Consider the following 10,912-nt stretch of genomic DNA (forward strand, 5'->3'; position numbering starts at 1 on the left):
CCGCTCAGGAGGAGGATCCGGCGCGGTAACCGACACCGCGCACGGTCACGACGATCGTGGGATTCTCCGGGTCGTGCTCGATTTTCGACCGCAGCCGCTGCACGTGGACGTTCACCAGGCGCGTATCGGCGCTGTGCCGGTAGCCCCAGACGTCGCGCAGCAGCACATCGCGGGTGAACACCTGCCAGGGCTTGCGTGCGAGCTGCGTGAGCAGGTCGAACTCGAGCGGCGTGAGCGCGATCAGCTCCTCACCGCGACGCACTTCGTGCCCGTTGACATCGATCACCAGGTCGCCGATGGTGAGACGCTCGGTGGTCGGTGCGTCGGCGCGACGCACCCGTGCCTTGATCCGCGCCACGAGCTCCTCAGGCTCGAATGGCTTGGTGAGGTAGTCATCGGCCCCGGCTTCGAGCCCCTCCACCACGTCGGCTGTGTCCGATCGAGCGGTGAGCATGATGATCGGAACGTCGGAGTCACGACGCAGCCGGCGGCACACCTCGATCCCGTCGATACCGGGCAGCATCAGGTCCAGCAGCACAACATCGGGTGCAAGATGCTCAAAGGACTCGAGCGCGCTGGCCCCGTCTGGGGTCGTGACCACGTCGAAGCCCTTGGCGCGCAGGACGATCCCGACCATCTCGGCGATCGCCTGATCGTCGTCGACCACGAGGATCCGTGAAGGCGTCGTCATATGGCCATCATGCCACCGCAGACCGCCGGTCAGCCGTCAGATGGCCCGGCGGCGTGCCGGAGCTTGTGGACCACCGTCACGACTGCCCTCGACGTTCGTCGGATCTGGCGAGTCGGCCACTCCCCTACAGTCATGGGTGGTCGTGCAGGCCGCATGGCGTCACATGGCGCTGCGGCCCGGGCAATGCAATGCACAGATAAACGAGGAGCGGTGTGATGAGCAGCGGATGGACAGCCCCTGGCGCAGCCCACAGCGGTGCGTGCGAGCCCGGGCCGGAGCCATCCGCCCACCGCCCGCCGTCTCAGCCGACAACGTCCGATCCGCTAGAACGGGAGCTCGTGCAGCGCACGCCGCTGTTCCCTCTGCGGCCGCTCGGCGTAGGTGAGCTGCTGGGAGCCGCCGTGCGGATCTACCGCATGCGACCGGGCCTGACGCTGAAGCTCTCCGCGCTGGTCTTCGGCATCGCCTTCTTCATCACCACGATCGCGACGGGCCTGGGCATGATCCCGATGATCGGCGAGATGCAAGCCGTTCTGGAGAACCCGGAGGCTCCCGTGGACGTCTCTCCCGCTGACGCGGTCAGCGGCACCATGTCCTCGATCGCGTCGTCCGCTGTCTCCGCCCTCCTGACTCTGGTGGCAACCAGCATCGTGATGCTTGCTCTTGCCGTCATCACCGTGGCAGAGGCGACCGGTGAGCCGATCGCTCGCGCCCGAATCACGCAGGCCATTCGCACCGGCTGGTGGCGGGCTCTGCTCGCCACGGTGATCGCCTACCTCATCGGACTGCTCGCGTTCGCCGCCATCGTTGCGCTCGCGGCGATTCCGCTGATGATCCAGCAGGAGGGCACCTGGGTGACCGTCGGATCGCTCCTGATCGGGTTGCTGATCGGTGCTGTGCTCTGGCTGTACATCTACGTGCGCTTCGCCCTCACGATCCCGATCATCGCGCTCGAAGAGACAGGCGTGATCGGTTCCCTGCGCCGATCCCTCGAGCTGACCCGGGGGCGCAGACTGTGGCGCGTGTTCGGCACCTACCTGCTCATCATCGTGCTGGGCGCGGTAGCGACGCAGGTCGTCTCCGGCGTCTTCCTCACGATCGCCACCGTCGTCTACATCGGGATCCTGCTGGCCACGTCGTTCCAAGCTCTCGCCGTGGCCATCGGCGTCCTCACGGTGATCTCGATGCTGGGCACCTACGTGGCTACGGTGCTGATCGCTCCGTTCCTGGGAGCGGGCACCACAGCGGTGTACGCCGACGCTCGTATGCGACATGAGGCCTGGGATATAGAACTGACACACCGGGCGCAGGCCGCCCGCGCCACGGCATCAGGACAGGCGACATGATCGGGGCACGCAGCATGCTCGGCCTCGGCGTGCTGGCCGGCCCCCTGCCGACGGGCGGGGTGGACCTGCCGCCGGATGATGCGCGCGGCCGCATTCGCCGCGAGCTGCTGAAGCCGGAATACGACGACTCCCCCGGCTTCGTGCAGTGGGTGCTCGGCGCGATCGAACGCTGGCTGATCGACATGCTCGACGGGATCTCAGGCTCGTCACCTGCGCACTGGGTCGTAGCGGTCATCGTCGGGCTCGCTCTGCTGACCGCAGCCGTGCTCGTGCTCCGTCGCAGCGGCATGCTGCGCCGCAGCGCTGAGCTGAGCGTGGCCTCGGATCTGGACGCCGATCCCGTGCAGACGGCGACGCAGCTGCGGCAGCGCGCATCCGATGCGGCGAGTGCGCAACGTTGGGACGACGCCGTGGTGCTCGCCATGCGTGCCCTCGTCCGCGACCTCGATGAGCGCACTCTCGTGGATGTCGTGGCCGGGATGACAGCGCATGAGGCCGCAGCCTCGGCACGCGAGTTTTTCCCCGAGCTGTCCAGTCCGCTGCAGAAGATCGCCGACGATTTCGACACCGCCGCCTATTCCCGCAGCAGCGTCGGTGCGAAGAGTGCCCGGGACGCCGTGAAGCTCGCCGAATACCTCGCGCAGACCAGCCCAACGCTCACCGACGACTCGGTATCAGCGTTCAGTGGGGTCGCGACATGAGCGCACCGGAAGCACCGGCCGTGCAGGCTGAGTCCGCTCCGACGTCCACCAGCGGCGTGGATGCCGTCGACACGTCACAGCGCCGATCGCGAGTGCTCACGGTCGCGGTGGTGCTCGCTGTTCTCCTTGCGCTGGTGACCGCAGTGCTGCGCGGCAACTACCGGGACGGGCCGTTGGAACCGGATGCGCCCACTGCTCAGGGATCCCGGGCGGTCGTGTCCGTGCTGAAGGATCTAGGGACCGACGTCGGCGTCCAGCGCCACACCGAGGACGCGGCACAGTCGCTGCGCGCGGGACGCTCGGTGCTGGTGACCGACCCCAACGGCCTATCCGGGCAGCAGCTGAACCTGCTCGCCGACGCGGCGGCAGCCCCGGGATCCGGACGCCTGCTCCTGGTGGCACCCAGCATGATCGTGCTCTCATACGTCGACACATCGATCACACCCGCAGGCCAGGTGCGTGAGGCAACGACGATCCGAGCAGACGCACACTGTGGAGAGGCCGCCTTCCGCGCGCGCAGTGTGCATCTGCCCGGCCCGTCGGACGACAACGCTTTCCCGCCCTCCATCCAGTACCGCGCCCCCGGCGGCGCGACCTGCTTCGGACCCGATGACACGGGGCTGGTGGCCGTCGAGGGCGATCTGGTGGTGCTCGGATCAGCCGACCTGCTGGCGAACGCGACTGTCCGGGATGCTGATAACTCTGCGGTGGCGCTCAATGCGCTGGGCGCCGATGAGCAGCTCACCTGGTATGTGCCATCGTCCACCGACCCCATGGCCGGGAACGCCCCGGACCTGTTCACACACATGCCTCGCTGGGCAGGCCCCGTCGCTCTGTGGATCGTCGTGATGACGCTGATGGGGCTGATGGTGGCGGCGTTCCGTCTGGGCCCCGTCGTCGTGGAGCCGCTTCCGGTGGCGGTGCGTGCTCAGGAGCTCGTGCTCGGCAGAACCCGACTCCTGCAGCGTGGCTCGCAGCGTGAGGCCGCAGCCTCCTCACTGCGCGCGGCGACCGCGAGTCGTCTCGCGGACCGCCTCGGCGTGCGGCGTGAACGCGAGCTCGACACGCTCATCTCGGCGCTCACCCCGCATGTCTCCCATTCCGCCGCTGAGCTGCGGGCTCTGCTCGCTCCGGGCCCTGTGCACACCGACCAGGAGCTGCTGCACCTGGCCCATGACCTCGACCGTCTCGAGAAGGAGATCGACCGATGACCACGCCCTCCCCCGTCGGCGGCACCGCCGATCCGACGCCCCATCCCAGAGCCGCCGGTACTGCGGTGGAGTTCGACGTCGCCACCCGCGACGCACTGCGCTCGCTCGCCGATGAGATCCACAAAGCCGTTGTGGGGCAGGATGCCGCCGTCTCGAGCCTGGTGGTGGCGCTGCTGTGCCGCGGTCATGTGCTGCTCGAGGGTGTTCCGGGTGTCGCCAAGACGCTGCTGGTGCGATCCCTGGCCGCAGCTCTGGACGTGCGAATGCGGCGTGTCCAGTTCACGCCCGACATGATGCCTGGCGACATCACCGGCTCCCTCGTGTACGACGCCTCCACCAGTGACCTGGTCTTCCGCGAAGGCCCCGTGTTCACGAACCTGCTGCTGGCTGACGAGATCAACCGCACCCCGCCGAAGACGCAGTCCGCCCTGCTCGAGGCGATGGAGGAACGTCAGGTGAGCGTGGACGGCGCCAGCCGACCGCTGCCCGACCCGTTCGTCGTGATCGCCACACAGAACCCGATCGAGTTCGACGGCACCTATGCGCTGCCCGAGGCACAGCTGGATCGCTTCTTGCTCAAGGCCGTCATGCCGCTGCCTGAACGCGACGACGAAGTCGGGGTGCTGCGTCGCCACGCCGACGGCTTCGACACGACCGATCTCGCGGCGATGGGCCTCCAGCCCGTGATTGGGCCTGAAGCGTTGCGCCGTGCACAGCGTGACGTGGCGCGTGTACGGGCGGAGGATCCCGTGGTGGAGTACGTGGTCGACATCTGCCGCGCCACCCGTCGGTCCCCGAGCCTCGCGCTCGGTGTCTCGCCCCGTGGCGCGATCGCGCTGCTGCGCACATCGCGCGCCTGGGCATACCTGTCCGGTCGCGGCTTCGTCACCCCCGACGATGTCAAGACGATGGCCCCCGCGACGCTGTCGCATCGTGTACGGCTGACGACGGAGGCCGAGCTCGAGGGCTCGCAGGTGGAGTCGGTGCTGGCCGCCACGCTCTCCTCCGTGCCCGTTCCGCGCTGAGGCTGCGATGAGACTCACGATCACCCCGCGTGCGGTCGCCCTGGCCGCTGTGGGCCTGCCGATCCTGGTGCTGTGGCCGTTGTGGTGGGTTCTCACGGGGCTCCTTGTCATCTGGGCCGGCATCGTTCTCCTGGATGCGCTGCGGGCACCGGCGCCGAGTCGACTGCTCGTGCAGCGCCGCCTGCCGGCGCAGGTCAGGCTCGGCGAGCAGGTTTCGGGCGCGGTGTTCGTGACGAACCCGACTGTGCGCACCGCCCATCTGCAGATACGGGACGCATGGAATCCCACCGCCGGGATCGATGCACAGCGCACGGACCTGGTGGTGCCGCCCGGGGAGCGCCGCGCCATCCGCCAGACGCTGCAACCCACGCGACGCGGTGAGCATTCTTCTCGCGCTCTTGTGCTGGCCAGCCGAGGGCCGTGGGGGTTGGTACGTCGAGTGGGCCGGGCTGATGCGCCGGGCCGTCTGCTGGCCCTGCATCCCTTCGGTTCGCGCCGTCATCTGCCGTCGCGTGTGCGGCGTCTACGCGAGATCGAAGGGCTCGCGGTCGTGCACCAGCGCGGGCAAGGCACGGAGTTCGACTCGCTGCGCGATTTCGTGGACGGCGACGACGTGCGGTCGATCGACTGGCGCGCCACAGCGCGCCGCCGCAGCGTGGTGGTGCGCACCTGGCGACCCGAGCGAGATCGGCATGTGCTGCTGGTGGTAGACACCTCCCGCACCTCTGCAGCGCGGCTCGGGGATGCGCCGCGCCTGGATGCGGCTCTCGATGCTGCGCTGCTGATGACGGCACTCGCCACACAGGCAGGTGACCGGGTGGATCTGCTGTGCGTGGACCGCATCGGCCACTCCTCCGTGATCGGCTCGAGCCGCTCCACGGTGCTGCGCGACGTGGTGCGCACCACCGCGGCGGTGCACCCCGCGTTGGTGGAAACGGACTGGGAGAGTGCTGCCCGGAAGATCAATGACCGTGCCCGCAAGGGTGCGCTCGTGGTACTGATCACCCCGGTTGAGCCGTCAGTGGTGCATCAGGGCCTGGCCCCTGTGGCTGCGCGGATCGCCCGGGATCATCCGCTGATCATTGCGTCGGTGAGCGACCCCGCCCTGGACACGTTGGCGGCAGATCGTCATGACGTGGAAGCCGTGTACAAGGCGGCCGCGGCCGAGCAGTCCCGCCTGGAGCGCTCAGGCGTGGCCGGGGTGCTGTCCCGCTCGGGGGCACGTGTTGTGGATGCTCCGCCAGAGAGTGCACCGCAGGCCCTGGCCGATACGTACCTCGCGATGAAGGCGGCCGGCCAGCTCTGAGCCCCGCATGGTCGCGGTGGATGCTGGACCGCTTGCGCTCGGCGCGGCCCGGTGCCCGGTGGTGGGCCCACGGCCGTTGACTGACCTGTGAGGTCAGCCGGCGGTGGCGATGCGATCCCCGACGAGTTCATCGGAGAGGTCACCGGTGATGCCGCTGCGATGTGCAGCGCGCCCGCGGCCCAGCATGTAGATCAGGAAAGCGCTCCACACCGTTGCGCCGATCAGGATCTTCACGGCCGTGGGCAGGGAGCTGGGCGTGACGAATGCTTCGAGGAAGCCGGACAGCAGAAGGACCGGCACAAGCCCGATCGCCACGGTCACCAGGGCACGTGCGGCGCGGGCGAGCGCCCACAGGCGCGGCAGTGGGCCCGGGCGTACCCAGGACATGAACACGCGCAACCCGGCGCCCGCACCCACCACGACGCAGGTGAGCTCCAGCAGGCCGTGCGGCAGGATGTACGCGAAGAACGTGCCCAGCTGGCCGTAGGCGGCCATCACACCGGCGGACAGCCCCAGGTTCAGCCCGTTCTGCAGCAGCATGACCACCGGCCAGAAACCGGTGACGCCGAACACGACGGCCTGCACGGTGATCCATGCGTTGTTCGTCCAGACCTTCACCGCGAAACCGGCCGCTTCCCCTTGGAAGTAGTAGGCCACGAACTCGTGCTGAGCGAGGGCGCGCTGCGCCGCGGCAGGAAGCACCAGCTCACGGGCGCTCGCATCCAGGCCGAACCACAAGGCCACCACCATGGTAGAGACCAGGAAGATGAGGGCGCTCACCCCCACGGTGCGACGCGCCTCGTACAGCGCTGCCGGCAGGTCATCCCAGAAAAAGCTGCGGGCGTGACGCCACAGCGGGACCCGGGTGCCGGTGATGCGCAACCGTGCGCGGTGCACGAGGAGCGAGAGATGCGCCGTGAGCGCCGGATCGGGGTTCGTAGAGCGCACTGTCGACAGATGCGTGGCGGTCTGCTGATACAGGCCGATCAGCTCGTCGATGTCGGCAGCCTCGAGTCGGCGGGAGCGGGTCAGTCGTGCAAGCTTCTCCCAGACGGGGCGGTGCACGGCGATGAAAGCGTCGGTGTCCACTCCAGCAGGGTAGGCCGTGCAGCGCCAGCAGGGCCGCCGACGAAAGTCGCACCATCCCACCTCCGGAAGCCGACGGACGGAGGTCCGCTCCCGGCCGCAGGCCTGGAAGGATGGGGGCATGCCCGCCACGAGCCCGCGCCGTGACGGCCTCGTCATCGGCGAGGCCGTTCTGCTCGATCTGCGCCCAGCCTCATTCGCCGTGCGTATGCTCTCCGGTGTCATCGATGGCGTCATACAGATCGTCCTCATGATCGCGGGGTCCATCACCGTTGTCACCGTCGGCGAACTGCTCGGCCTAGATGACGGGCTGCTCATCCCCGGGCTGTTGTTCGCGAACCTCACCGCGTTCCTCGGGTATCCAATGGTGTGCGAGATGCTGTTGCGCGGCCGCTCAGTGGGTCGCCTCATCGTGGGGACGCGCGTGGTGCGTGAGGACGGCGGGCCACCGCATGCGCGTCAGAGTCTGCTGCGCGCGGTGATGGCGATGTTCGAGCTGTGGGCAACGAGCGGCACGGTGGCGCTGACCTGTGCAGTGATCGATCCCCGGTCCAGGCGCGTCGGCGACCTGCTGGCGGGGACGATGGTGCTGCAGGAACGGATGCGTGACCGCAACGATGAGCGCCTGGAGGTGCCCGCGCACCTGGCTGACTGGGCTGCCCGTGCCGACGTGGGCCGTCTGCCGCTCGAGCTCGCCCAGGACATCAGACGGTTCCTACCGCGTGCCACGACGATGAACACCGCCTCCCGTCGGGACCTGTCGCGGGCACTGGTGCAGCGCGCACTACCGTTCGTGGCCCCCGCTCCCCCGCCCGGCACGGATCCCGAGGCGTTCCTTCAGGCGGTCATCGCTGAACGATCCCGCCGGGATGAGGAGACGCTGCGCCGTCGGCGTCAGGCCACCGAGGAGCTGATCGAGCAGGTTCACGCCGTGCCGTTCCAGCGCTGAGGTCCGGTCACTCCCCCGGCTCGGTGAGCATCGCGATCCCCTCGCGTACGGCGTAGCGGGCACCGCAGTCTGTGCACTCGAGCGCCGCCGTCCGGTCACGCAGCTCAGCATGGCAGGCAGGACAGCGCAGCGCAGCGCGCAACCACGAGGGAATGTCTGCGCCGCTGGACTCAGCCGGCACCTCGGTGCGCACGATCTCGAGCACCTCGTCACGAATGCGCTCCATGGTCGCGTGCTCCGCGGCTTCCACGTTCAGTCGCAGCAGCGGCTCGGTGTTCGATGCGCGCAGCGACAGCCACCACTGCTCGGACGATGCCGCACCATCTGCCCAGTGCTCCAACGTGAGTCCGTCGAGCTGGTCGCTGCTGACGTCTCCGATCCGATCAGCCCACTGCTGCACACGCTGCATGGCTGCCGCAGCATCAGGCACCCGCGAGTTGATCTCCCCGCTCGAGGCATACGGGTCGTACTGGGCGATGAGCACGGAAAGCGGCCCGTCGGTAGCGGCGAGAGCGGCCAGCAGGTGCAGCGCGGCGAGCATACCGGAGTCCGCGTAGAAGAAGTCGCGGAAGTAGTAGTGGGCAGAGTGCTCACCGCCGAAGACAGCGTCGTGCTCGGCCATCAAGGCTTTGATCAGAGAGTGACCCACGCGTGAGCGGACCCGCCGGCCGCCGGCGGCGCGGATGGCGTCCTCGACATGGCGGGAAGAGACAAGATTCGCCACGACGGCCGGCTCCGACTCGCCGTCGGCGCGCGCCCGGTCAATCTCCCGTGCAGCGATGAGCGCCGTCAGTGCCGACGGCGGCACGATGCGGCCGGTCTCGTCCACGGCGATGCAGCGGTCGGCGTCGCCATCGAAGGCGAGGCCCAGGTCCGCACCATCGGCCTGGACCCGCGCCTGCAGATCTGTCAGCGTGACGGGATCCAAGGGGTTCGCCTGGTGGTGCGGGAAGGTGCCGTCGAGCTCGAAGTACAGGGGGATCACGTCCACCGAATCGAGCCGCTCAGCAACCGCGGGCATTGTCAACCCAGCCATAGCGTTGCCAGCATCGACCACGACACGCAGTCGCCGACGGGTCGGGACGGAGACCAGCGACAAAACGGTGTCAACGTAGTCGGCGAGAGTGTCAATATCTTCGGCGCGGCCGCCGGGCCGTTCCGGGATCTCGCCCGTATCCAGGTAGGCCTCGGCGCGGCGACGGATGTCATCGAGGCCACTGTCGCGGCTGATGGGGCGCGCCCCCGGCAGGCAGAGCTTGATGCCGTTGTCTGCTGGGGGGTTGTGGCTCGCGGTGAACATGGCGCCAGCGGCACGATGCAATCCGCTCGCACAGTACAGCTGATCGGTCGAGGACAATCCGGCCCGTGCCACCGTTGATCCGCGCCGCACGGCGCCGTCGATGAACGCCGCGGACAGCTGCGGGGAGGAGACCCGCATGTCGTGGGCAACGATGATCGCTGCAGCGTCAAGCTGGTCGGAAAAAGCGGCGCCCAGGGCACGAGCGACCTCGTCGGTGAGGTCCTCTCCGGCGCGGCCACGCACGTCATAGGCCTTGACGATGGTCGACAGGTCGTGGGTGTTCTCAGTCATCGGAAGTCCTGACGACGTGGAGGTGACGGGCAGTGCGGGAGACATCCCGACGCGGCGCCTGCTCAGCCGGAGCGGGGCGAGCCGGGGGCACTGGCCGCACCGCGTCGGCGAGGGCCACCAGATCATCGCTGGCCTCTGGGCTCCCCGTGATGCGCAGCAGTTCCCAGCCGACGGGGGCGGTGAGCCGTCCCGCGTGATGGGCGCACAGATCGTAGGCGTGCGGTTCACTGACGCGTGAGAGGGGGCCGAGCACCGCGGTGCGGTCCTCATACACGAACGTCAGCGTGCTCACCGCGGGACGGGAACACGCGGTACGGGAGCATTCACGAGCAGGCACCCTGCGAGTCTACGCATCAAGCGGTCTGCGGGTGGGATGCGAACGGTTCCGCGGGTCGCACCACGGGAGCAGGGAGATTCGATTCTGAGCACGCTCAGGGGCTCGGCACCGGATGGTCGCACGCGGCCGGGATCGTCGTCAGGAGCCGCCAAGGATCGGGGCGGCGGTAGGGTGCGGCCATGTCCTTCGACGCCGTGACTGCCGCCGCTACAGATCGCCGATCCGGTCCACGGCGACGGGACCGTCACGGCCGCGGCCTGCGCAGCAGCCTGATCCCCATGCACCTGCCCGGCTTCCATACCCGACGCGAGGTCTTCGACCAGGTGGCCGCCGATGCCGCTGCGGATCTTCTCGAGCGTTTCCCTCGCCGGCTGCAGCACCTGCGGGTGCTCGTCGAGGATGTGCCACCAGCGGATCCCGCGCCATGGGAGGGCCGGACGGCGAGCCTGGGCCGATCCCTGCCGGGAACACGTGAGACTCCGCCTCGAGCGGTGCTGCACCGTCTGCCGATCCAGACACGGTGCAGCGACCGCGATCACCTGGAGCTGCTGATCCGCCAGGTGCTGTCCGAGCAGGTGGGTTCCCTGCTCGGGATGGCCGCGGAAGACGTCGACCCCGACGCCTGGGGCGACTGACCTCATCGCCCCACTCCCCGCCGGCAGGTGCCGC

11 protein-coding genes are annotated in these 10,912 nt (G+C 68.7%); 7 read left to right on the forward strand and 4 right to left on the reverse strand.

Annotated features, from left to right (window positions below; genetic code table 11):
* Nucleotides 1-4: 4 nt before the first annotated feature.
* The gene (gene mtrA / locus C8271_RS09810; RefSeq protein WP_106507126.1) at nt 5-691 is read right to left on the reverse strand and encodes an MtrAB system response regulator MtrA; all 687 of its coding nucleotides are present in this window, start codon (nt 689-691) and stop codon (nt 5-7) included.
* A 338-nt stretch (nt 692-1,029) separates the two neighbouring features.
* On the opposite strand from mtrA, the gene C8271_RS09815 reads away from it, so the two are divergent.
* The 5 genes from C8271_RS09815 to C8271_RS09835 are packed head-to-tail and all read left to right on the forward strand — an operon-like array spanning nt 1,030 to nt 6,280.
* Entirely contained in the window at nt 1,030-2,037 is a 1,008-nt protein-coding gene (locus C8271_RS09815; RefSeq protein ID WP_170957852.1) for a glycerophosphoryl diester phosphodiesterase membrane domain-containing protein, read from the forward strand.
* Entirely contained in the window at nt 2,034-2,738 is a 705-nt protein-coding gene (locus tag C8271_RS09820) for a DUF4129 domain-containing protein (RefSeq protein ID WP_245921085.1), read from the forward strand. Before C8271_RS09815 ends, C8271_RS09820 begins: the two co-directional genes overlap by 4 nt.
* Nucleotides 2,735-3,949 (forward strand): DUF4350 domain-containing protein, encoded by a 1,215-nt coding sequence (locus C8271_RS09825; RefSeq protein ID WP_245921086.1) that lies wholly within the window; start codon nt 2,735-2,737, stop codon nt 3,947-3,949. The genes C8271_RS09820 and C8271_RS09825 overlap by 4 nt, the downstream gene beginning before the upstream one ends.
* Nucleotides 3,946-4,974 carry an AAA family ATPase gene (locus C8271_RS09830; protein ID WP_106507128.1) on the forward strand — a complete coding sequence of 343 codons (1,029 nt, stop codon included), beginning with the start codon at nt 3,946-3,948 and terminating at the stop codon, nt 4,972-4,974. The genes C8271_RS09825 and C8271_RS09830 overlap by 4 nt, the downstream gene beginning before the upstream one ends.
* 7 nt (nt 4,975-4,981) lie before the next feature.
* A complete protein-coding gene (locus C8271_RS09835; protein ID WP_106507129.1) occupies nt 4,982-6,280 on the forward strand; it encodes a DUF58 domain-containing protein in 1,299 nt (432 codons plus the stop codon).
* A 93-nt stretch (nt 6,281-6,373) separates the two neighbouring features.
* Here the strand turns inward: C8271_RS09835 and C8271_RS09840 are convergent, their stop codons facing one another.
* Nucleotides 6,374-7,369 carry a stage II sporulation protein M gene (locus C8271_RS09840; RefSeq protein WP_106507130.1) on the reverse strand — a complete coding sequence of 332 codons (996 nt, stop codon included), beginning with the start codon at nt 7,367-7,369 and terminating at the stop codon, nt 6,374-6,376.
* A gap of 118 nt (nt 7,370-7,487) precedes the next feature.
* Between C8271_RS09840 and C8271_RS09845 the strand changes: the two genes are divergently transcribed.
* Nucleotides 7,488-8,315: an RDD family protein gene (locus C8271_RS09845; protein ID WP_106507131.1), complete on the forward strand. Its 828-nt coding sequence runs from the start codon at nt 7,488-7,490 to the stop codon at nt 8,313-8,315.
* 7 nt (nt 8,316-8,322) lie between these two features.
* Here C8271_RS09845 and C8271_RS09850 read toward each other — a convergent pair whose 3' ends face one another.
* Nucleotides 8,323-9,906 carry a phosphohexomutase domain-containing protein gene (locus C8271_RS09850; RefSeq protein ID WP_106507132.1) on the reverse strand — a complete coding sequence of 528 codons (1,584 nt, stop codon included), beginning with the start codon at nt 9,904-9,906 and terminating at the stop codon, nt 8,323-8,325.
* A complete protein-coding gene (locus C8271_RS09855) occupies nt 9,899-10,198 on the reverse strand; it encodes a DUF3499 family protein (protein WP_245921087.1) in 300 nt (99 codons plus the stop codon). The genes C8271_RS09850 and C8271_RS09855 overlap by 8 nt, the downstream gene beginning before the upstream one ends.
* 224 nt (nt 10,199-10,422) lie before the next feature.
* Here C8271_RS09855 and C8271_RS09860 point away from each other — a divergent pair, with 224 nt between their 5' ends.
* Entirely contained in the window at nt 10,423-10,878 is a 456-nt protein-coding gene (locus C8271_RS09860) for a metallopeptidase family protein (protein WP_106507134.1), read from the forward strand.
* Nucleotides 10,879-10,912: the final 34 nt, after the last annotated feature.

The sequence above is a fragment of the Brachybacterium timonense genome, assembly GCF_900258505.1.
Lineage (GTDB): Bacteria > Actinomycetota > Actinomycetes > Actinomycetales > Dermabacteraceae > Brachybacterium > Brachybacterium timonense.